Raw genomic sequence first — 20415 nt, forward strand, 5'->3', positions numbered from 1 at the left:
ATGTTGCATGCGACGTCCGAATCCGCTGCTGAGCGGGTATATGTCGAGGTCAAGGAGCAAATTCTCACAAACGCGATCGCCGGCGGTGAGCTGATCAGCGAGGGTGAGATCGCCGCGAAGTGCTCGGTGAGCCGTACTCCGGTGCGCGAGGCGTTCCTGCGGTTGGAGACCGAAGGCTGGATGCGTCTCTACCCGAAACGGGGAGCCCTCGTGGTCCCCATCGGTGAGCGCGAGATCCGCGACGTCGTGGACGCACGCCTGCTCCTCGAACGGCACGCGGTGCGTGCGGTCGTCGGCCGGCCGGGCGCGGTGGCCGGACTCGTGCGGAGTCTGCGCGCCAACCTCGACGCCCATCGTCGGTCCGACGCCTCGGACATCCGAGAGTTCTCCCGCATCGACGCCGAGTTCCATCAGCTCATCGCCGCCGCCGGCGACAACGCATTGCTGTCCGGCTTCTACACCACGCTCGGGGAGCGGCATCGACGGATGACGACGGCGTCGGTGCACCGGGACGCGAGTGTCGCGGCCCGAATCCTCGACGACCACCGCGCGCTCCTCGACGCGATCGAGTCCGCCGACGCCGAACGTTTCGACACCCTGCTCGCCGGCCACCTCGTCGCGGTTCACGATCTACCCGGGCACGACCTCCCCGGGGCACCGGCATGAGCGCCGACCGCGCGCGCTTCGGATGGCCCGCCGTCGCGCTCGCCGTGTTCGCCACCGCGTGGGGCGGCAACGAATTCACGCCGCTGCTGGTCATGTACCGGCAGATCACCGACATGTCGCCGGTCGTCGTCGACGCGTTGCTCTTCGCCTACGTCCTGGGCATCGTGCCCGCCCTGCTGATCGGCGGCCCGTTGTCGGATCGGCTGGGCCGACGGCCACTCATGCTGCCCGCCCCGCTGTTCGCGGCGGTCGGCTCGGGACTGCTGGCCGCGGGCTCGGAGTCGGTGGCACTGCTGACCGCCGGGCGGGTGTGCAGCGGCATCGCGCTGGGTCTCTCGATGGCCGTGGGCGGGAGTTGGATCAAGGAACTCTCCGACCGAGACGGTGCGCAGACGGGTGCCGGCGCCGGTCGCGCGGCCATGAGTCTCACCGCCGGCTTCGGCGTCGGCGCCGGGGTGGCCGGGGTGCTCGCGCAGTGGGGGCCGTGGCCGCATGTGCTGCCGTACCTGATCAACATCGTCGTCGCGGTCGTCGCGACGAACCTGATCGTGCTGGTGCCGGAGACACGTCCCAGACAAGACTCGCCGGGGCGTCTGCGTGACGACCTGCGCATCCCGTCCGCGGGCCATTGTCGTTTCCTGTTCGTCGTGCTGCCACTGGCGCCCTGGGTTTTCGGTGCCGCCGCATCGGGTTACGCGATCGTCCCCGCCCTCATGTCCGCCCGCACCGCGGGAGCGCCGATCGCGTTCGCCGGCCTGTGCTGCGTCCTCGGCCTGTCCGCCGGTTTCGGCATCCAGTCGTTGGGTCGGCGGATCAACCGGCCGGGGAGTCTCCGCGGTGTCGTCGTCGCCTTCGTGGTGCTCGTGGCCGGAATGGTCCTCGCGGCCGTGGCGGCACACGTGCTGACCGTATGGGTCGCGCTCCTGGCGTCGACGCTGCTCGGCTGCGGATACGGCATGGCGATGATCGTCGGCCTGCTGGAGGTGCAGCGCATCGCCGGACCCGACGACCTCGCCGGGCTCACGGCCGTGTTCTACGGCGTGACCTACCTCGGCTTCGGGGTTCCGGCGGTTCTGGCCTGGATCTCGGAGAGCTGGCCGGCGATCACCTACCCGGTCATGTTCGGCTTCGGCGCCGTCGCCGCGATGATGAGCCTGATCGTCGCTCTGCTCGGACATCGTCGCCACGGTGCGCCCGTCGACGAACCCGGTACCGCCGCAATGGCAGGCTCGGCCGCCGGGGCCGCCCGCACACGGTGACGCGTCGTCGATCGACCACCCGGTAACCTGCTGAGAGTTTGATCAGGCACCGCGCAGTGACACCGCGGTGCGACGGGGAGTGCAGCGGGCGAGTGTGGAAAGGCGCAGACGATGATGCTGGGAGCATGGGTCGTCGTCGTGACCGCGCTCGTGCTCATCCTGCCCGGCGCGTTCGTCGGCCGACGGATGAACCTCCCGTGGCCGGTCGCGCTGGCCGCCGGTCCGCCCATCACGTTCGCCCTGGTCTCGATCCTGACGGTGCTGTACTCCGTCGTCGGCTTCGAGTGGAATGCCGTCTCGGCCCTGGTGGGTCTGGTCTTCGCGGTCGGCGGTGCCTGGGTCTACTCGGCACTGCTGCTCACCCGCTGGGGTCAGCGGCTGGCGCCGGTACCCGACGCCGACGGCGAATCCCGCGTGGGACGGACCGCGGTGGTGAGGGTCGCCGCCGGGCTCGGACTCGGTGGACTCGTCATCGCCGTCACCTGTATCCGGCCGATCGCGACGACCGCATTCGCCGGTCTCGGCAACATCTCGCAGGTGTGGGATTCGTTGTGGCACGCCAGTTCGCTGCGCTGGATCCACGAGACGGGCGTCGGCTCGGCCATGCGGATGGGCGAGCTGATGAACTACGACACCCAGGGGTTCAACTACTACCCGAACACCTGGCATGCGCTGGGTGCGTTGCTGTTCCCGCTGACCGGTACCGACCCGGTCGAGCTCTACAACACGTATTCGCCCGCCGTGCTGGCGATCACCGTTCCGCTCGGTGTCGCGTCGCTGGCCTACTGGTTCGCGCGGCACCGCTACGACGTCGACTCGTCGGCTCTCATCGCCGGTACAGCGGGTGCGCTGAGCGCGCTGTTCCCGTCCCTGCCCTACGTCGAGGTCCAGCTGACCTCGGTGCCGAACGCGGTCGGCGTGAGCCTGGCGCCGGTCGCCGCCGTCCTCGTGATGAGCGTGGTGTCGGACAGATCGCGTGTGCTGCCGGCCGCGCTGGCCGTGGCCGGTGTGACCGCCACCCACCCCTCCGGCCTGATCGTCGTCGGCGTGATCGTCGGCCTCTGGTGGCTGTGCGAGGGTCTGTGGCGTCCGGTCGCCGGTCGCCTGCGCGATCTCGCGACGCTGGCCGTCACGGCGGTGGTGACGCTGGTCCTCATCGCACCGGTCGTCCTGGGCACCATCCGGGTCGCCGACACCAACGAACTCCCGTTCTTCGACTTCCGTGAGGAGACGATCGGCGTTCTCGACGGGCTCGTCAAGGGCGCGTTCAACGGGACGATCCCGCTCGAGCTCGACCACTTCCCGGTGTGGCCGCTGATCGTCGTCACCCTGCTCGGGCTGATCGCGCTCGTATGGCTGCGATGCTGGGCCGGCCTGGTCGCATGGTTCGTGTTCGCCCTGGTGACCGCCAACGCGATGGTGTCCCTGGGGCCGCTGTCCTACCCGCTCGGGGCGATCGGCGGCTACTTCTACAACTCACCCCACCGGCTCACGTTCGTGGTCGCGATCCTCTCGGCCGCGGCGGCAGGCGTCGCGATCGGGGTTCTCGCGCTCGGCGTCGCAGGTCTGGTCCGACGCCGCGTGGCGTCGGAACCGGCCGACGGTCAGGAGAAGGCCGAGGCGACTTCGGGGAAGGCGCGCTGGGTGGTGGCCGCGACATACGTGGTGTTGCTGGGGCTGATCGCCGGCGCCGCCGTCGTGCGTTATCCGCCGAACGCGCAGATCGCGTCGAAGGAGCGGGGCGGCAAGTATGTCGGGCCCGACGATCTCGCCGCCTACGAGTGGCTCGCCGCGCAACCCGACGCCCAGGACGTCCTCGTCCTCAACAACCTCGACCAGGGCACCGGCTGGCTGTACCCGGTCACCGGGGTCACCCCGATGTTCCCCTTCTACCGGGCCAACGAGTTCTCCGAGCGGCAGCGCGACCTGTTCTGGGGTGTGTCGGAGATCGGCGCCGACCCGGACATCGACCAGATCGTGCGAGACATGAACGTGCACTACGTGATCGACTCGCCGCCGAGTTACTGGGAGTTCCAGCGCGGCATGCCCGACCCCGCCCGTGGTCACCAGGGCGACCCCTTCCTGGCGTTGCGTCAGAACGGCGCTCCCGGATTGACCGAGGTGTTCCGCCGCGGCGACGCGGTGGTCTACCGCGTCAACGACCTCGTCTACCCGCCGCCGCCCGCGCCCTGAGTGTCTCCGCTCCTCAGTAACTGCGGCTCGGCGGCCGTCGTGGGCCACGGAAGACCAATCCTGGGCGACTGAACTCATGCTCCCTGAGGTGCGAGCGAAGCGAGCCACGAAGGGCTCCGCAACGTGTCTCACCAGGCCCTTCGTGGCTCGTCGCTATCGCTCCTCACACCTCAGGGAGCAATGGGGTCGCTTCTTTCGGATTAGGGAGCAGTGGGGCCGCGTCTTGCTCCTCGGAAGCAGTGGGGCCGCGTCTCGCTCCTCGGGGAGCAGTGGGGTCGCGTCTCGCACCTCACGGAGCGAGGGCGGCCATTCACCCCGTTCGACGAGCGGGCACGGGCTAGCGTCGGGACATGCGGCCCTGGATGTGTGTCTTCTGCGCCAACGAGTTCCCGCCGGGCGAGACGCCGCCCGCGATGTGCCCGATCTGCGACGACGACCGGCAGTGGCTTCCGGTCAGCGGTCCCAGCTGGACTCCGCTCGACGAGACCGCCGACAACGCGCTGACCGCCCACGAACTGGAGCCCGGTCTGACCGCGCTGTCGGTGCAGCCCTCCGTCGGGATCGGGCAGCGTGCCCTGTTCGTCACGACTCCCGACGGGAACGTCCTCTGGGAACCGCCGGGTTTCCTCGGGCCGTCCCTCGTCGACTGGCTGGAGCAGCACGGCGGGGTCGGCGCCATCGCCGCGAGTCATCCGCATCTGGTGGGCGCGAGCGTCTCGCTCAGTCATCGATTCGGTCGAGTTCCGGTGTACTACAACGACTCCGACCGGCGATGGGTCACCCGCCCCGACCCCGTCGTGCGCTTCTGGACGGACACCACCGAAGTCCTCGGCGGGGTCCGACTCGTCCAGTGCGGCGGTCATTTTCCCGGCAGCGCGGTACTACACCTCCCCGACGCCGCCGACGGCCGGGCTTCGGTGCTGACCGGCGACACCATCAAGGGCGTGATGCAGCCCGGCATGGTGACCTTCATGCGCAGCTATCCGAACATGATCCCGCTGTCACCGCGGCTCGTCCGCCAGATCGTCGATCGGGTGAACGAACTCCGGTTCGACCGGCTCTACGACGCGTTCGGTGTCGTCGTGGCCGAGAACGCCCGGGACGTGGTGGACAGTTCGGCGCGGCGCTACATCGGCTGGGTCACCGACTCGATCGTCGATCCCGACGATCCGCACGCGCCGGCCCGAGGACCTGCCGGTTCGAGTCAGGCGTCCGGGTAGCCCTTCGGGTTGCCCGACTGCCAGCGCCAGGTGTCGGCGCACATGTCGTCGATTGTCTTGGCGGCGTGCCAGTTCAGGTCGTCGTTCGCCCGGGTCGGATCGGCGTAGGACGCGGCGATGTCGCCGGCCCGCCGCGGGGCGACCTCGTAGGGGATGGGGCGCCCACTGGCCTTCTCGAACGCGTGCACGACCTCCAAGACCGAAACCCCTTGCCCGGTACCGAGATTCCAGGTCGACATGCCGGTCTCGCCGGTGCTGATGCGGTCGAGGGCCGCGACGTGGCCGGCGGCCAGGTCGTCGACGTGGATGTAGTCGCGCACGCCGGTGCCGTCGGGGGTGTCGTAGTCGTTGCCGAAGACCGCCAGCTTCTCGCGCCGGCCGACCGCGACCTGCGCGACGAACGGCATCAGGTTGTTCGGAATGCCCGACGGGTCCTCGCCGATCTGCCCGCTCGGATGCGCGCCCACCGGATTGAAGTACCGCAGTGCCGCGATGCGCCACACGTCCGAACTGGCGGCGACATCGCGCAGGATCTGCTCGATCATCACCTTGGTCCAGCCGTACGGGTTGGTCGCCGACGTGGGTAGGTCCTCGGTCATCGGCAACTGTGGCTCGGCGCCGTAGACCGTTGCCGACGACGAGAACACCAGCGTGTGCACGTCGTGGCGCTCCATCGCGCGGAGCAGGGCGAACGTGGTGCCGAGGTTGTTCTGGTAATAGTCGAGCGGCTTGGCCACCGACTCGCCTACCGCCTTGAACCCCGCGAAGTGGATGACCGCGTCGATGTCCTCGTGGGCGAAGAAGTGTTCGGTCTTGTCGACGTTGGCGAGGTCGAAGGCGTGGACGGGGATGGAACGGTCGGTCAGTGCCTCGAGCCGGCCCACGACAGTGGGTTTGGCATTGCTGAAATCGTCGACGATGACGACGTTGTGTCCGGCCGAGACCAATTGGATGACGGTGTGCGAGCCGATGTAGCCCGCTCCTCCGCTCACGAGTACGCGCATGACGACCACCGTAAGCGGCGACCCTGGGAATGGGCCAAGTGGACTGCATGGAGGTCACCAGGTGGCTTCGACTCGGCGCCTCGCTTCGCTCGGGGCCGGCTCAACCAGCGGAGGGTGCGGGTCAACCAGTGGAGGGGCCGGGTCACCAGCGGAGGGGCTAATTAATTAGCGGAGGGGCCAGGTCAACCAGCGGAGTGGCGGCTCAACCAGGGGAGTGGCGGGTCAACCAGCGGGAGGGCCGGCTCAACCAGCGGGAGGGCCGGCTCAACCAGCGGGGGGCGGGTCAACCAGCGGAGGGGCCGGCTTAACCAGCGGAGGGGGCGGGTCAATTAGTGGAGGGCTGGGTCGATAAGCGGAGGTGCCGGTCAGCCGGTGACGCGTTCGGTGGTGGCGTACTTCTGTTCGACGGCTTCTTTGGCGGGTTGCCACCAGCCGGGGTGGTCGCGGTACCAGTCGATGGTGGCGGCGAGGCCGGCGCGGAAGTCGAGGTAGGAGGGGGTCCAGCCGAGTTCGGTGCGCAGGCGGGTGGAGTCGATGGCGTAGCGGCGGTCGTGGCCGGGGCGGTCGGTGACGAAGTCGAAGGCGTCGGCGGGCTGGTCGAGGAGTTCGAGGATGGTCTCCACGACGGTGCGGTTGTCGACCTCGCCGTCGGCGCCGATGAGGTAGGTTTCGCCGATCTGGCCGCGGTCGATGATGGTCCACACGGCGTCGTTGTGGTCGTCGACGTGGATCCAGTCCCGGACGTTGCGGCCGTCGCCGTAGAGCTTGGGTCGCACCCCGGAGAGCACGTTGGTGATCTGGCGGGGGATGAACTTCTCGATGTGCTGGTACGGGCCGTAGTTGTTGGAGCAGTTGGAGATGGTGGCGGCCACGCCGAAGGAGCGGACCCAGGCGCGCACGAGCAGGTCGCTGCCGGCTTTGGTCGAGGAGTAGGGGCTCGACGGGTTGTAGGCGGTCTGTTCGGTGAAGCGGGCCGGGTCGTCTAGATCGAGGTCGCCGTAGACCTCGTCGGTGCTGATGTGGTGGTAGCGCACCTGGTGGGCGCGGACGGCTTCGAGCAGGGTGTAGGTGCCCACGAGGTTGGTGGAGACGAACGCCGACGGGTCGGCCAGGGAGTTGTCGTTGTGGGATTCGGCGGCGAAGTGCACGACGAGGTCTGCTTCGGCGACGAGTCGGCCGACCAGGGCGGCGTCGGTGATGTCGCCCTCGATGAGTTCGACGCGGTCGGCGACCGGGGCGAGGGTGTCGGGGTTGGCGGCGTAGGTGAGTTTGTCCAGGACCCGGATCGAGACGTCGGGGCGGGTCGTCAGGGTGCGCAGCACGAAGTTGGCGCCGATGAACCCGGCACCCCCGGTCACGAGAACACGCACGCGCGGCGCCTTTCGTCGAGGTCGATGGTCGCAGTCACTCTACCGAGCAGCTGACCTGCTCGCCTCGGGTGAGCGCAGCGGTGCGACTCGCGTGCCGTCGCGAAAGGCCGCGGGCATTACCCTGATCGCCATGAAAGGGATCATCCTGGCCGGCGGTACGGGCACGCGGCTGCACCCCATCACGCAGGGGGTGAGCAAGCAACTCGTCCCGGTCTACGACAAGCCGATGATCTATTACCCACTGTCGACGCTCATGCTGGCCGGGATCCGCGACATCCTGATCATCACCACCCCGCACGACGCCCCGGCCTTCGAGAACCTGCTCGGCAACGGCGACCAGTTCGGCATCGACCTGACCTACAAGACCCAGCCCTCCCCGGACGGACTCGCACAGGCCTTCGTACTCGGCGCCGACCACATCGGTACCGACTCGGTTGCTCTCGTCCTCGGCGACAACATCTTCTACGGCCCCGGACTCGGCAGCCGGTTGCAGGGTTTCGAGAACGTCGACGGCGGTGCGGTGTTCGCCTACTGGGTGGCCAACCCGGAGGCCTACGGCGTGGTCGACTTCGACGCCGACGGCACCGCCATCTCACTGGAAGAGAAACCGGCACAACCGAAGTCGAACTTCGCGGTGCCCGGCCTGTACTTCTACGACAACGACGTCGTCGACATCGCCCGCAACCTGCGCCCCAGCTCCCGCGGCGAGTACGAGATCACCGACGTCAACGCCCACTACCTCGACCGCGGCAAACTGTCGGTCACCGTCCTGCCGCGCGGCACGGCGTGGCTCGACACCGGCACCTTCGACAGCCTCCTGGACGCCGGCAACTTCGTCCGCACCGTCGAACAACGCCAGGGACTCAAAATCGCTGTCCCAGAAGAGATCGCGTGGCGGCAAGGCTATCTCTCCGACGAGGAGTTGCGGGCTCGTGCCGACAAACTCCGCAAGTCGGGTTACGGTGACTACCTGCTCGAACTGTTGCAGCGGGGCAAGGGTTTCTGAGCGCCGCCCCCGAGGCGCATGTCCGACGACCGACTCTGGGAAAGGTGTCCGCATGAAGGTCCGCCCGCTCGCCATCGACGGAGCGTGGGAGTTCACCCCGGTCCAACACGGCGATGCCCGTGGGTTGTTCGCCGAGGCGTTCAAGGCCGACGTGATCGGCGAGACCATCGGCCACCGCTTCGACCTCGCGCAGGTGAATCTCTCGGTGTCCGCGGCCGGCGTGCTGCGCGGCGTGCACTTCGCCGACGTCCCGCCCGGACAGGCGAAATACGTCACCTGCCCCACCGGCGCGATTCTCGACGTCATCGTCGACATCCGCGTCGGCTCACCCACTTTCGGTACCTACGACACCGTCCTGCTCGACGACGTGGATCGTCGTGCGGTCTACCTGTCCGAGGGTCTCGGCCACGCATTCTGCGCGCTCGCCGACAACTCGACCGTGACCTACCTCTGCTCCACCGGATACAACCCGACGGGTGAACACGGCATCAACCCGCTCGATCCGGAACTGGGTATCGAATGGCCGACGCACGCCCGGGACGGTTCACCGCTGGAGTTCGAACTCTCGCCGAAGGACACCGCGGCACCGGGGCTCACCGAGGCGCGTGAGTCGGGTCTGCTGCCGAACCACGACGAGGTGGCCGACTTCCTGGGTTCGCTGCGGGATTGAGGCGCGAACGCCGAAACGTGCACGGCGCGAGCCGTACACGTCGCGGGGCGGGAAGCGTCAGCCGGTAGTGGATCGCCGAAACGCGGTGACCGCCCAGAAGTAGCCGACCACCAGGAACACCACGCACCATCCCAGCGCCCACGGCCAGCGATCACTGATGTCGAGACCCATGAGGAGTCCGCGCAGCGTGTCGGCGATGGGACTGAACGGCTGGTACTCGGCGAACTGGCGGACACCGTTGGGCATGCTGTCGGTCGGGACCAGCCCACTGCCCAGATAGGGCAGGAACAGCAGCGGCAGCGGCATGTTGCTCGCACTCTCCGGATTCGGCGCGACGACGCCCATGGCAACCGCGATCCACACGAGGCCGGCGGTCAGTAGCAGGAGCAATCCGCCGGCCGCGAACCAGTCGAGAAGGCTTGCGTCGGCACGGAAGCCCATCGCGAACGCGACCGCGAGCAGGAAGCAGACCGCGACCCCACCTTGGATGAGGGCGCCGACGAAGTGTCCGGCCAGGATCGCTGTCGGCGGAGTGGCCAGTGATCGCAACCGATTGATGATGCCCTCGGTGACGTCCTGATTGACCGAGACCGCAACCGCCACCGTCAGGAACGACGGCACGAAGAGCAGTAGGCCGGGGAGAAGATAGTTGATGTACTTGCCTTCTAGCGGTCCGTCCGCGGCGAGTGCGCTCTCGATGGCACCGCCGAAGAAGTAGGTCATCATCAGCAGGATCACGACCGGCATCGCAATCGTGGAGAACATCATGGTGGGGTATCGCCGTAGCCGGATCAGGTTGCGGCGCACCATCACCGCGGAGTCGGACAGGGTGTGGTCGAGCGTGGTGGTCATGACTTCTCCTAGTTGGCGGTGGTAGCGGCGGTGCGGCCGGTGATGGTGAGGAAGACGTCGTCGAGATCCGGTGTGTGGACCGAGATCCCGGCAGCGTCGATCCGGGCGTCGTCGAGGGTGGCGAGCACGCCGCGGACAGCGCCGATCCCGGCGCCACCGGGGACGGCGAGGGTGTTCTCGCCCGGGGTGTCGACCGCCGAGGGGAACTGCGACCGCGCCCGTTCGAGGTCGTCGGCGTTCGTGAAGTCGATCCGGATGTATCCGCCCGGCACGAGACGCTTCAGTTCGGCCGCCGTCCCCTCGGCCACGATGCGGCCGCGGTCGAGCACAGCGATCCGGTCCGCGAGGTGATCCGCTTCCTCGAGGTACTGCGTGGTGAGGAAGATGGTGGTGCCGCCGGCGACGAGACCGCGGACGGTGTCCCAGACCGCGCGGCGGGACCGTGGATCGAGTCCGGTCGTCGGCTCGTCGAGAAAGATGATCGACGGTTCGCCCACCAAAGTCATGGCCAGGTCGAGGCGCCTGGTCATACCGCCGGAGTATTCGGCGACCCGACGGTCCGCGGCGTCGGTGAGGTCGAAGTCGCGCAGCAACCGGTCGACCCGTTCGCGGGTCGCCGCTTTCGAGAGATGTCGCAGGCGGGCGACCATGGTGAGGTTCTCCCGCCCGGTCAGCAACGTGTCGACGGCGGCGAACTGCCCGGTCAGGCCGATCTGCGCGCAGATCTCGGCGCGGTCGGTCCGCGGATCGAGTCCGGCGACCTCCACCTCACCAGCGTCCTGTTGCGACAACGTGGACAGAATCTTCACGGTGGTCGTCTTCCCGGAGCCGTTGGGTCCGAGCAGGGCGAACACCGTGCCCGCCGGTACGTCGAGATCGATACCGTCGAGGACGGTGTGGTCGCCGAAGGACTTCGTGAGTCCGGAGGCGCGGATGGCGGTTGTTGTCATGATCGTGCTCCCAGTGGTTGATGGATCAATAAATAAACTCATGCGCATATATGCATGTGTGGGTAGACGACCGTCCCTGATGGACGTCGCCGGGAAGTACTCGGTGGTTCTAGCGGTGCGGTCGGGTGGGGTTCACACGTCCAGGTCTTCGACCTCGGGTCGGAGGGCGGCGGCGGTACGTGCGTAGAAGCGTTCGGGGACAAGCGGTTTGAGCTGGTCGGGAGAGTCGACGATGTCGACGCGGTAGTCACCCCAGTCGGGTAGGTCGGCGGTGAACAGGCTGCGGACACTGGGAAGGCCGGTCAGGTCTTTCAGCCAGTTACCGGTCTTCTGGCGATGTGTCACCCCGTAGTTCGCCCAGTCGACGTGGTGGACCGCGAGGACGATCTTTCCGGTCCGCCCTTCGTAAGCGGTCAATTTGGTTGCATTGCCGGTGGTTTCGTCGTACTCGGTCTCCTCGGCGAGGAGTCTGCCGAAGAACCGTTTACGACGCACTCCGTCGGGACCGTCGCGCAGGACGACCTCGTCGTAGCCGGCGTCGCGGTAGTCGGCCGCCCGCACGTACGCGCGTAGTGCCTCCACGACTGCGCCGGAGAGATTGCCTCCCGACACCTGTTGAGCGCGTTCGAGGACTTTGAGGTCCTCGTCGGAGACGTAGATGGTCTTGTTGGGCATGCGGTAACTATATGTAGATGTATACGTAGACGCAAGGGATTGGTGAAACTGCATCCGAGTGGGCGGTCCGGAAGGGTGACGGCTCCGAATCGTTCAGTAAGCTGAGCGATGGGAGGTGGCGAGCAGATGCTCACTGGAGTGATCGGAAATTCGGCGATCATGGCCGCGATAGGGCTGGGGATGATCGCGTTGACGGCGTGTGTGTTCCGCCTGAGGCGGTCGGGTGGGGCCGTCACCTGGTTGGTGGTCCTGCTCGGCGTGGCACTGACATTCGACAACGTGGCGGTTGCCGTAGGCCGGATGGTCGTCTTAGGTGACCTCCTGTACGCGATCAACCTGCCGCGCTTCTGGATTCACGGGCTGATGACTCCGCTGATCGTTGTCGCCGCGGCCGTGCTCGCCTGGCGTCTGGGGGTGCGGTGGAGTCGCCCGGTGGTCGTGGTCGGGGCCGTTCTCGTCGCCACATTGGTGGTCGTCGGGATCGTCGAGTGCTTCGTGGCGCTGGAGCTGACGCCGGCGACCGACGGTGATGCGCTGCGGTACGCCAACGCCGCCGCTGCCGGCCCGCCGGTCCCCGCACTGGGCACCGTGCTGATCCTCATCGCGATCGGGATGACCGCGTGGCGTCAGGTGCGGTCGTTCTGGCTGTTGCTCGGCTCGGTGACGATGCTGGTCACCGCGGCCGCGGGCACGTCGGTTCTCTGGCTCGGCAACTTCGGTGAGCTGGTGTTGTACGCCTCCATCGTCGCCACCATGTTCCAGGTGGCCGCGGCCGAAAGCCGTTCCGCCGCCGATGGTGCGAACGATCGGCTGGAGTCGGGGAGGGTCGCGGCGCAGTCGACGACGGTCCGGAGCTAGTCGCCCGTTCCGGAATGGTTCTCGCGCTCCGCGTCCTGCAGCGCGATCGCGCGGGCCAGCCGCGCGTACTTGACCTCCAGGTCGCGGAACCGCAGATACGTCGACACCGTCGTGAAGGCGAATGCGATGACCAGCAGGAACAGGACCAGGTCGAGGCCGCGTTGGATGCCGATTTTGTTGGCCACCCATGTGACGTCGTCCTGCCGCAGCATCGCGTAGAGGCCGAAGCCGATGAACGCGACGAACAGCAGCTTCACGCCTGCCGACGCGCGGGCCGTGCCCCGGTTCACCACGAAGAACCCGACGAGCGCGACCAGACCCAGGATCGCGAAGATCTGGAACCAGATCATCGTGGCATCACTTCCTCATCCGGGTGTGGAACAGGCCATCGGCGACGATGTTGACCCCGTTGATCAGCGACTGTCCCTTCGCCCGCGAGTAGTCGGTGTAGAGGATCGTCACCGGTTGTTCGGCCACCCGCCACCGGTGGTGATCGATGAGCGCGATGAACTCCGACGCGTGGCTCATCCCGCTCATGAGCAGGTCGAGCTGATCGGCCACGGTCTTGTTGAACGCCCGAAGTCCGTTGTGCGCGTCGGACAATCCGAGGCGACGGGTGCGCGGGCTCAGGAACACGATGGTGCGCAACGCCATCCGGCGCAGGATCGGAACCGATTCGCTGCGACCATCGGCGAAGCGGGTTCCGACGATGATGTCGACCGGCTCGCGTCGTAAGCGCTCGATCATGGCCGACACGTCGTCGACCCGGTGCTGTCCGTCGGCGTCGAAGGTCACGAAGAACCGTGCCCCCGGCCGGCGACGCGCATACTCGACGCCGGTCTGGATCGCGGCACCCTGGCCGAGGTTCACCGGGTGCCGAACCAGATGCACCCCGGCGGTCCGGATCTCCTCGGCCGAGTTGTCCGAGCTGCCGTCGTCGACGCAGACGATGTTGGGAAACGTCTCGCGGGCCTTGGCCGCCACCTCGCGGATCACCTGGCCCTCGTTGAAAACGGGTACCACCAGCCACACGTCGGCGTTGGTACTGGGTTCGGCCATGGTCAACAACCCTAACCCGCTTCCGCGCGGGGTCTGCCGCCCGGCACGCCTCGGGGGTCGCGTCGTGATCGGACCTGGTTAGTCTTGTCCTGTGACGATCGACGTGATGATGCCGTTCTACGGCGACGTCGCCCAGTTCCGGCAAGCCGTCACCAGTGTGCTCGACCAGGACGACCCGGACCTCCGGCTCGTCGTCGTCGACGACTGCTACCCGGATCCGACGCCGCGGCAATGGCTGGAGTCGCTCGGCGACGCCCGGGTCCAGTACCTCCGCAACGAGACCAACCTCGGCGTGAACGGGAACTTCCGGCGTTGCGTCGAGCTGGTCACCGCCGACTGGTTCGTGGTCATGGGGTGCGACGACGTGATGCACCGCGCCTACCTCGCCGCCGTCCGTACGATGGCCCGCCACCATCCCGACGCCGCGGTCCTCGCGCCCGGCGTCGACGTCATCGACGAGAACGGTCAACCGGTCACGCCGCTCGGTGACCGGATCAAGTCGGTTCTCGCGCCGCCGCGGGCGACCGTGCTGTCGGGGGAACGGCTGGCCACCTCGCTGTACCACGGCAACTGGACCTATTTTCCGTCCCTGTTGTGGCGGACCGCCGCCGTGCGCGAGGTCGGGTTCCGGCCCGGACTCGAGATCGTCCTCGATCTCGCACTCCTCGTCGATTTGGCGAGCGCCGGCGGGTCACTGGTCTACGACCCCGAGGTGGTCTTCTCCTACCGCAGGCACCGCGCCTCGGTGAGTTCCGTGCAGGCCGTCGACGGTCGGCGGTTCGCCGAGGAGAACCGATTCTTCGCCGACGAAGCGCAGCGTTGCGAGGCGCACGGCTGGCCGAAGGCGGCACGCGCCGCCAGGTGGCACGCGACGTCGAGGCTGAACCACCTCTCGGCTCGCGTCGGGGCGGGGGTCGGCCGGTTGCGGGGTTCGGCCGGGAGCTAGGAGCGCCCCCCGCTCCTCGAGGTGCGTGTGAAGCGAGCCCAACCCCTGCTCCCTGAGGTGCGGGCGAAGCGAGCTTAACCCCTGCTCCCTGAGGTGCGAGCGAAGCGAGCCTCGAAGGGCTCGTAGCGCGCCTCACCAGCCCTTCGAGGCTCGTCGCTTGCGCTCCTCGCACCTCAGGGAGCAGGGGGTATGCGGTTCTTTCGGTCAACGACGGCCGCGAGGCCGCAGGTACTGAGGAGCGAGCTTGCGAGCCGACCCCCTGCTCCCTGAGGAGCGAGCTTGCGAGCGTCACGAAGGGTCAGGCCCGCAGCACCCCGACGAGATGCACGCCGAGGCCGACCAGCGGTCCGACGACGAGGGCGACGCAGGTCCGGGTCGCGACGTCGAGCGGCAGCAACAACATCGCGATTGCGACCAGGGTCGACACCCACCATCCGGCCGCGTGCCAGCGGTGGGCGCCCGCGGCGATCGCGGCGGCGCCGGTCACGGTCAGCAGCGCCAAGCACGTCGCGCCGAGCGTCAGCAGCGCCACAACCACACCGTCGAGATCGAAGTCGGCGCCGAACACCGATCGCAACAGCCACGGGCCCACCAGCCACGCGGCCAGTACCCCCACGCCACCGACCGCGGCGACGATCCCGAGGGGAGCACCCAGCGCGCCGAGGCGACGGTCCCGGCGGTCGACGAACCTCGAGATCAGCACACCCTGAAAGCTGTTGAGCGGCACCAGTAGCGGCGCGCGGGTCAGGGTGACGGCGAGGATCAGCGCGCCGATTGTCCGGACTTCGTCGGCGTCGGGGCCGCCACGCAGGTCGGTGGTCAGGTTGATGAGAACGGGAAAACCCATGACGAGGACGGCGCTCGCGGCGGCGGCGGCCATCGCGGTCAGGGTGTTGCCCGTCAGACGTCGGGGCGCGACGTCGCCGGCGACGCCGATGGCACGGCGGGCCGAGGCCGACACCACGAGCAGCAGGCACCACGACACCGACCCGACGACGGTGACGACCAGGAACGCGGTGACGCCCCAGCCGGCCGCGACCGCGACACCGGCACCAGCGAGCCGGATCAGCGCGTCGACCGACAGCAGCACCGCGAACGACGACCAGTCCAGCCGCCCCGACAACGCTCCGCACAGGTGCGCGTACACCGCGAAGCTCGCCACGCCGACGGCGAGCAGCAGCACCGACAGGCCGCGATCCGCGGTGAACACCCGTGAGCTCCACAACGGTGACGTCGCGACGACCAGAACGGCCAGGCCGAGCCCGATGCCCGCATTGACCAGCAACGGGCGCGACCGTGCGAGCCCCTCCGATGCGGCGGTCCGGACCGCCCGCGTCGTCTCCTGCAGTTGCCCGTTCTGCGCCCCGGTCACCAGGCCGTAGGCGGCCCAGAACACGGCGAACACGCCGTAACCGACGGCCCCGAGATGCCTGGCCGCCAAGAGCAGGACGACATACCCCGACGCGGCCGCGACGATCGTCGCCATCGTGACCCGGCCCAGTGACCGTGCGTCGGTGTCGCCTGGCGGACTGGCCGAACCGGCGTCCGGACCCGGCGTCGTCGGATCGGTCGTCATCGAACGGTTCAGGAAGGACCCGGGAACGGCGGCAACTCGGGCGTGAACAGCCAGTCGTCCCAGAGATCCTTGAGCGGCTTCGACGAGTGGGTGGCGGCGAGCGCCATGAAGTCCTCGGTGGTCACCGAGCCGTACCGATACTTGTCGGTCCACCGCTGCAGCAGCGCGAAGAAGTCGCCGTCACCGATGGTCAGCCGCAGTGCGTGCAGGGTGAGTGCGCCGCGTTTGTAGATCCAGTCGTCGAACATCTTGCGCGGACCGGGATCGGTGAGTGGCACACGCACCGGCGACGATTCGAGTTTCGCGTAGTAGTGACGCGCCCATTCGTCGGCGCTGCGGCCGCCCGAGTGCTGACTCCACAGCCACTCGGCGTAACAGGCGAAACCCTCGTGGAGCCAGATGTCGCGCCAGCGGGCCGCGGTCACCGAGTTGCCGAACCACTGATGCGCGAGCTCGTGGGCGATCAACCGCTCCGCGTGCCGGCTGCCGTCGCAGTGATTGGCCCCGAAGGTGGAGAAACTCTGTGCCTCGATGGGGATCTCGAGTTCGTCGTCGGTGACCACGACGGTGTACTGGGGGAACGGATACGGCCCGAACATCTCGACGAACGCGGACATCATCTCGGTCTGCTGACCGAAATCGACCCCGAAGTTCTCCTCGAGTCGCGAGGGGACGAGGCCCGAGACCGGAATCGGTTTGGACGCCAACGAGATCTGCTTGTACTGACCGATCTGGATCGACGCCAGGTAGGTGGGCATCGGTTCCACCTGCTCGTAGACCCAGGTGGTCTGCGCGGCGCGGACCCGCTTGGACTCCAGGACGCCGTTGGCGAGCGCGTGATACGGGCTGTCGGTGGTGATCGAGATCCGGTACGGCGCCTTGGCGCTCGGGTGGTCGTCGCAGGGGAACCACGACGCCGCCCCGTTGGGCTGGTTCGCACAGAGCGAGCCGTCGGTCAGTTCCTCCCAACCGACCTCACCCCACGGGCCGCGGATCGGATGCGGACTGCCGTGGTATCGGACGGTGACGGTCATCGCCCCGCCCGGGGGGAGTGGAGTGTCGGGGGTGATGGTCAGCTTGTGCCGACGATGCGAATAGCGGGCGCGCTTGTCGTTGACCGACACCCGTTGCACCGACAGCGAGCTCGCCAGGTCGAGGGTGAAACGCTTGAGCTCGGCATACGACGTCGCGGTCAGGATCGCGGTGCCCTCGAGTCGATTGCTCGACACCTTGTACTCGAGTTCCAGATCGTATCGAGAGATGCGATAGCCCAGATTGCCGTTGTCGGGCAGATATGTATCGAGGACGTCGGCGGGTGCCCCCAGCACGGGTTGCCCTAAGTTGCCACGTGAACCCAGCCCAGACTTTCCCGGCACTCTCGACTCCTACTCCGTTCTGCCCCGGCGGGCTGACGTGCGGCGGCGCGCCTCGACGAGTCGCGTCGGCGACGCGCTGCGACCGGTCACGAAGCGGTTGCGGTTCGGTGGTGACGTCTCGATTCGGCTGTTCACCCGCGACGGGGCGATGCTGTCCCGGACACTGAGAGAGTACCTGGCGGCGGCACAGCCGGCCCGCCCGATCGATTCGAGGAGTGCGGAATGAGCGGATTCGGTAGTGTGGCGCAGTTTCTCGCGCGCCTGATACTCGGCATCATCTTCATCGCCCACGGGTGGCAGAAGCTGGTCACCCAGGGTATGGACGCCACCAAGGCGGCATTCGGCCGGCCGGCATGGACATCCCCTACCCAGAGCTCGCCGCGTACTACGCGACATGGGTCGAGCTGATCGGCGGCATCCTGCTGATCCTCGGACTGCTGCTGCCCATCGTCGCGACCCTGCTGATCGCCGATATGATCGGCGCGATCGTGTTCGTGCACTGGGACGCCGGGTTCTGGAACATGGACGGCGGTTACGAGTGGCCGCTCGCGCTGATCGCGGGCCTGCTGGCCGTCGGCTACACCTCGGCCGGCCGGATGGGCGCCGACAGCTACATCATGCGACGCCGACGCCGAGACGTCGTCTGACGGCTCACACCAGAGCCAGACCGTCGATGGTGGTCGCGCTCGCCGGGGCGCCGCCACCATCGGCCAACCTATCGACCAGGCGCGTGAGCAGTTCTCGCTCCTCGTCGGCGTGACGGAGTCCGACTCCGTCGATGAGTCCCGGCGAGATCAGCGCGAGGGGATCGGTGTCGTGCCGGTGGACCACCGCCGCGCCGAGCAGACGTTGCGCCTGGGCGGGATCGGACTCCCAGAGCGCGTCGGCGGTCAGCAGGTACAACCGGACGGCCGGCGAATAGTCGTGCAGGTGCACGAGCGCCCAAGCCCAGTGCTTCGCGACGTCGATCGTGTCGGCTTCGGCGCGCCCGTGCGTGCGCACGTACTTGCCGTGCAGTTCACGACACAGGTGGCTGGCGTCGGACCACAGCATGAGATGGGACATGCAGCGGACGCAGTCGTGCAGATTGGACAGATACATCACCGAATACGGTCCCTCGCGGCGCGATCTGATCTCGCGGAGCACGGAGAACTCGGCCAGCGCGTGGTCGTATTCACCGGCCGAGAGCAGCGCCCGGGCCTCGGCCTGCATTTCCTCGATCACCCTCGACATTGTCGCCGATCCGGCACGCCGGCATCGGCGATTCGGCCGAACCGGGTGAGCGCGACCGACAGCGGTCGGCCACGTCGCGCCATCGGGTCGTCCTGGCAGGACTCCCGGCGGGCTGGCATCGTGGCAAGGATGAAGGACGACATCGGTAGCACCCCGGAGGGTTCGGACGGCGAGTACAGCCTGGACGAGGACGACCAACTGCAGCCGGAGGACACTCTGGACGACCGCGGCGTCGACGACGTCCTCGACGAGGGGTACTCACCGCCCGACTATGCGCCCAAGGGCGCCGTCCACGGGCTGACCTCTCGCGAGCAGGCCGAGGGCGAGACGCTCGACGAGCGGCTGGCCGAAGAGGAACCCGACGTCGGAGCGGTCGATCCGCTCGACGAGATCACCGCCGAGGAACGTGCGCGGACCGACTGGCGCGCACACGATTCCGATCGTGACGACGAGTTCGAGGAAGACGACGAGGTCGGGGACCGCCGCGCCGGACGTCTCATCGCCCCGGACGCCGGATCGGGTATCGACACCGAGTCGGACGCCGTCGCCGAGGACGCCGGGATCGACGGCGCCGGAGCCTCCGCGGAAGAGGCTGCGGTGCACTACATCTCCGATTCGGACTAGTCGGTCTGACCCGGCCCGCTCCCTTCGCTCCCGGCGCCGGCTTGATTCGGCCCGCTCGCTTCGCTCCCGGGGCCGGTTTGATTCGGCCCGCTCGCTTCGCTCCCGGCGCCGGGTTGCTCCAGTACCTGCGCCAACGTCGCGACGATGGTCGAGCGGACGGCGTCGGCCGTGAGGCCCAGCGCGCTCATCGCCTCGGCAAGCGTGCCATCGGCGAAGAAGCCGAGCAGGAGATGCTCCGTGCCGATGTAGTTGTGCCCGAGATCGAGGGCGGCGCCGACGGTCGACTCCAAGACCGACTTCGACGCGTCGTCGTAGGGCACCACGCTCGTTGCTTCGTCGTCGGCGATGTCCCGCGGTGCCGGGAGCAGCGGCGCGATGGCCGCACGCCAGGTGTCGGCGTCGACGCCGGAGTCCCGCAACACATGGAACACGAGGGACTTCGGTTCGGCCGTGAGGGCCTGCGCGATGTGGGCCGGGGTCACGTGCTCGGCACGGCCCGCGGCAGCTGCCGCGTTCGCGGCCATCAGTACGTTCGCGGCCCGAGGTGTGAAACGCGAGAACGGGTTGTCCGCGCCGGGAGCATCGTTCTCGCCCGCGGACGACACCCGATCGACGAACCGCTTCTGAGCGGCCTGTTTGCTCACGCCCATGCTGGTGCCGATGGCGGTCCACGATGCTCCCGAGCGGCGGGCCTGGTCGACGAAGTGACCGATCAGGCTGTCGGCGATGTCGCCCAGGTGCTGGGCGGCGACCACTGCGTCGGAGAGTTGGTCCAGCGGGTCCTCGTGGACCTTGCGGATGGCATGGATCAGGTCGTCGAGGCGGATGGAGACTGAATTCTGGGGCATGCGTCAACCGTAGGTTGACGAGTCGATCGC

At 67.9% G+C, this 20415-nt stretch carries 20 protein-coding genes and 1 pseudogene; 10 read left to right on the forward strand and 11 right to left on the reverse strand.

The features are described 5' to 3' along the window. From QAD21_RS02765 to QAD21_RS02780, 4 genes are all read left to right on the forward strand, one after another. Window positions 1-666: a GntR family transcriptional regulator gene (locus QAD21_RS02765; protein ID WP_065630510.1), complete on the forward strand. Its 666-nt coding sequence runs from the start codon at window positions 1-3 to the stop codon at window positions 664-666. Then, complete coding sequence (locus QAD21_RS02770; RefSeq protein ID WP_165630658.1) at window positions 663-1925, forward strand: MFS transporter; 1263 nt, start codon at window positions 663-665, stop codon at window positions 1923-1925. The genes QAD21_RS02765 and QAD21_RS02770 overlap by 4 nt, the downstream gene beginning before the upstream one ends. Window positions 1926-2036: 111 nt before the next feature. Beyond that, window positions 2037-4118, forward strand: coding sequence for a DUF6541 family protein (locus QAD21_RS02775; RefSeq protein WP_165630657.1), 2082 nt, complete (start codon window positions 2037-2039; stop codon window positions 4116-4118). A 350-nt stretch (window positions 4119-4468) separates the two neighbouring features. Next, window positions 4469-5338, forward strand: a complete 870-nt coding sequence (locus tag QAD21_RS02780) for a hydrolase (protein ID WP_165630656.1) — start codon at window positions 4469-4471, stop codon at window positions 5336-5338. On the opposite strand, the gene galE is transcribed toward QAD21_RS02780, so the two are convergent. Beyond that, window positions 5323-6342, reverse strand: a complete 1020-nt coding sequence (gene galE / locus QAD21_RS02785; protein ID WP_280360498.1) for a UDP-glucose 4-epimerase GalE — start codon at window positions 6340-6342, stop codon at window positions 5323-5325. The genes QAD21_RS02780 and galE overlap by 16 nt on opposite strands. A gap of 365 nt (window positions 6343-6707) precedes the next feature. Next, the gene (gene rfbB / locus QAD21_RS02790) at window positions 6708-7712 is read right to left on the reverse strand and encodes a dTDP-glucose 4,6-dehydratase (RefSeq protein ID WP_159369962.1); all 1005 of its coding nucleotides are present in this window, start codon (window positions 7710-7712) and stop codon (window positions 6708-6710) included. 130 nt (window positions 7713-7842) lie between these two features. Here rfbB and rfbA point away from each other — a divergent pair, with 130 nt between their 5' ends. Together rfbA and rfbC are read left to right on the forward strand one after the other, a co-directional pair. After that, on the forward strand, window positions 7843-8718 hold the full coding sequence (gene rfbA, locus QAD21_RS02795; RefSeq protein ID WP_065630504.1) for a glucose-1-phosphate thymidylyltransferase RfbA: 876 nt from the start codon (window positions 7843-7845) through the stop codon (window positions 8716-8718). A 52-nt stretch (window positions 8719-8770) separates the two neighbouring features. Next, window positions 8771-9388 carry a dTDP-4-dehydrorhamnose 3,5-epimerase gene (rfbC, locus tag QAD21_RS02800; protein WP_137808614.1) on the forward strand — a complete coding sequence of 206 codons (618 nt, stop codon included), beginning with the start codon at window positions 8771-8773 and terminating at the stop codon, window positions 9386-9388. Between the two features lie 57 nt (window positions 9389-9445). On the opposite strand, the gene QAD21_RS02805 is transcribed toward rfbC, so the two are convergent. The 3 genes from QAD21_RS02805 to QAD21_RS02815 form a co-directional block, all read right to left on the reverse strand. Continuing rightward, window positions 9446-10240 carry an ABC transporter permease gene (locus tag QAD21_RS02805; protein ID WP_137808613.1) on the reverse strand — a complete coding sequence of 265 codons (795 nt, stop codon included), beginning with the start codon at window positions 10238-10240 and terminating at the stop codon, window positions 9446-9448. 8 nt (window positions 10241-10248) lie between these two features. After that, on the reverse strand, window positions 10249-11190 hold the full coding sequence (locus tag QAD21_RS02810) for an ATP-binding cassette domain-containing protein (RefSeq protein ID WP_137808612.1): 942 nt from the start codon (window positions 11188-11190) through the stop codon (window positions 10249-10251). 132 nt (window positions 11191-11322) lie between these two features. Next, the gene (locus tag QAD21_RS02815; protein WP_068970632.1) at window positions 11323-11865 is read right to left on the reverse strand and encodes an EXLDI protein; all 543 of its coding nucleotides are present in this window, start codon (window positions 11863-11865) and stop codon (window positions 11323-11325) included. A gap of 138 nt (window positions 11866-12003) precedes the next feature. Between QAD21_RS02815 and QAD21_RS02820 the strand changes: the two genes are divergently transcribed. Continuing rightward, a complete protein-coding gene (locus QAD21_RS02820; RefSeq protein ID WP_207624924.1) occupies window positions 12004-12723 on the forward strand; it encodes a hypothetical protein in 720 nt (239 codons plus the stop codon). Here the strand turns inward: QAD21_RS02820 and QAD21_RS02825 are convergent. Both QAD21_RS02825 and QAD21_RS02830 read right to left on the reverse strand, forming a co-directional pair. After that, window positions 12720-13073, reverse strand: coding sequence for a DUF2304 domain-containing protein (locus QAD21_RS02825; protein ID WP_065630498.1), 354 nt, complete (start codon window positions 13071-13073; stop codon window positions 12720-12722). The genes QAD21_RS02820 and QAD21_RS02825 overlap by 4 nt on opposite strands. Window positions 13074-13080: 7 nt before the next feature. Beyond that, window positions 13081-13782, reverse strand: a complete 702-nt coding sequence (locus QAD21_RS02830; protein WP_137808611.1) for a glycosyltransferase family 2 protein — start codon at window positions 13780-13782, stop codon at window positions 13081-13083. Between the two features lie 91 nt (window positions 13783-13873). Between QAD21_RS02830 and QAD21_RS02835 the strand changes: the two genes are divergently transcribed. Continuing rightward, the gene (locus QAD21_RS02835) at window positions 13874-14728 is read left to right on the forward strand and encodes a glycosyltransferase family 2 protein (RefSeq protein WP_137808610.1); all 855 of its coding nucleotides are present in this window, start codon (window positions 13874-13876) and stop codon (window positions 14726-14728) included. Between the two features lie 298 nt (window positions 14729-15026). Here QAD21_RS02835 and QAD21_RS02840 read toward each other — a convergent pair whose 3' ends face one another. Further along, window positions 15027-16304, reverse strand: coding sequence for a polysaccharide biosynthesis protein (locus QAD21_RS02840; protein WP_137808609.1), 1278 nt, complete (start codon window positions 16302-16304; stop codon window positions 15027-15029). An 8-nt stretch (window positions 16305-16312) separates the two neighbouring features. After that, window positions 16313-17680, reverse strand: coding sequence for a M1 family metallopeptidase (locus QAD21_RS02845; RefSeq protein ID WP_280360503.1), 1368 nt, complete (start codon window positions 17678-17680; stop codon window positions 16313-16315). Between the two features lie 222 nt (window positions 17681-17902). Between QAD21_RS02845 and QAD21_RS02850 the strand changes: the two are divergent. Next, a pseudogene (locus tag QAD21_RS02850) lies at window positions 17903-18327 on the forward strand (DoxX family protein). Window positions 18328-18331: 4 nt separating this feature from the next. Here the strand turns inward: QAD21_RS02850 and QAD21_RS02855 are convergent. Further along, on the reverse strand, window positions 18332-18913 hold the full coding sequence (locus tag QAD21_RS02855; RefSeq protein ID WP_280360504.1) for a hypothetical protein: 582 nt from the start codon (window positions 18911-18913) through the stop codon (window positions 18332-18334). Window positions 18914-19042: 129 nt separating this feature from the next. Between QAD21_RS02855 and QAD21_RS02860 the strand changes: the two genes are divergently transcribed. Next, on the forward strand, window positions 19043-19537 hold the full coding sequence (locus QAD21_RS02860) for a DUF5709 domain-containing protein (RefSeq protein ID WP_058251378.1): 495 nt from the start codon (window positions 19043-19045) through the stop codon (window positions 19535-19537). Here the strand turns inward: QAD21_RS02860 and QAD21_RS02865 are convergent. Next, the gene (locus QAD21_RS02865) at window positions 19534-20385 is read right to left on the reverse strand and encodes a Clp protease N-terminal domain-containing protein (RefSeq protein WP_137808606.1); all 852 of its coding nucleotides are present in this window, start codon (window positions 20383-20385) and stop codon (window positions 19534-19536) included. The genes QAD21_RS02860 and QAD21_RS02865 overlap by 4 nt on opposite strands. Window positions 20386-20415: the final 30 nt, after the last annotated feature.

The sequence above is a fragment of the Gordonia sp. SMJS1 genome (assembly GCF_029866425.1).
In the GTDB taxonomy this organism is placed as follows: Bacteria; Actinomycetota; Actinomycetes; order Mycobacteriales; family Mycobacteriaceae; genus Gordonia; species Gordonia hongkongensis.

Coding starts and splice junctions, on each gene's coding strand:
- QAD21_RS02765 (WP_065630510.1), top strand. CDS start 1: ATGTTGCATGCGACGTCCGAATCCGCTGCTGAGCGGGTATATGTCGAG.
- QAD21_RS02770 (WP_165630658.1), top strand. CDS start 663: ATGAGCGCCGACCGCGCGCGCTTCGGATGGCCCGCCGTCGCGCTCGCC.
- QAD21_RS02775 (WP_165630657.1), top strand. CDS start 2,037: ATGATGCTGGGAGCATGGGTCGTCGTCGTGACCGCGCTCGTGCTCATC.
- QAD21_RS02780 (WP_165630656.1), top strand. CDS start 4,469: ATGCGGCCCTGGATGTGTGTCTTCTGCGCCAACGAGTTCCCGCCGGGC.
- galE (WP_280360498.1), bottom strand. CDS start 6,342: ATGCGCGTACTCGTGAGCGGAGGAGCGGGCTACATCGGCTCGCACACC.
- rfbA (WP_065630504.1), top strand. CDS start 7,843: ATGAAAGGGATCATCCTGGCCGGCGGTACGGGCACGCGGCTGCACCCC.
- rfbC (WP_137808614.1), top strand. CDS start 8,771: ATGAAGGTCCGCCCGCTCGCCATCGACGGAGCGTGGGAGTTCACCCCG.
- QAD21_RS02805 (WP_137808613.1), bottom strand. CDS start 10,240: ATGACCACCACGCTCGACCACACCCTGTCCGACTCCGCGGTGATGGTG.
- QAD21_RS02810 (WP_137808612.1), bottom strand. CDS start 11,190: ATGACAACAACCGCCATCCGCGCCTCCGGACTCACGAAGTCCTTCGGC.
- QAD21_RS02815 (WP_068970632.1), bottom strand. CDS start 11,865: ATGCCCAACAAGACCATCTACGTCTCCGACGAGGACCTCAAAGTCCTC.
- QAD21_RS02825 (WP_065630498.1), bottom strand. CDS start 13,073: ATGATCTGGTTCCAGATCTTCGCGATCCTGGGTCTGGTCGCGCTCGTC.
- QAD21_RS02830 (WP_137808611.1), bottom strand. CDS start 13,782: ATGGCCGAACCCAGTACCAACGCCGACGTGTGGCTGGTGGTACCCGTT.
- QAD21_RS02840 (WP_137808609.1), bottom strand. CDS start 16,304: ATGACGACCGATCCGACGACGCCGGGTCCGGACGCCGGTTCGGCCAGT.
- QAD21_RS02855 (WP_280360504.1), bottom strand. CDS start 18,913: ATGTCGAGGGTGATCGAGGAAATGCAGGCCGAGGCCCGGGCGCTGCTC.
- QAD21_RS02860 (WP_058251378.1), top strand. CDS start 19,043: ATGAAGGACGACATCGGTAGCACCCCGGAGGGTTCGGACGGCGAGTAC.
- QAD21_RS02865 (WP_137808606.1), bottom strand. CDS start 20,385: ATGCCCCAGAATTCAGTCTCCATCCGCCTCGACGACCTGATCCATGCC.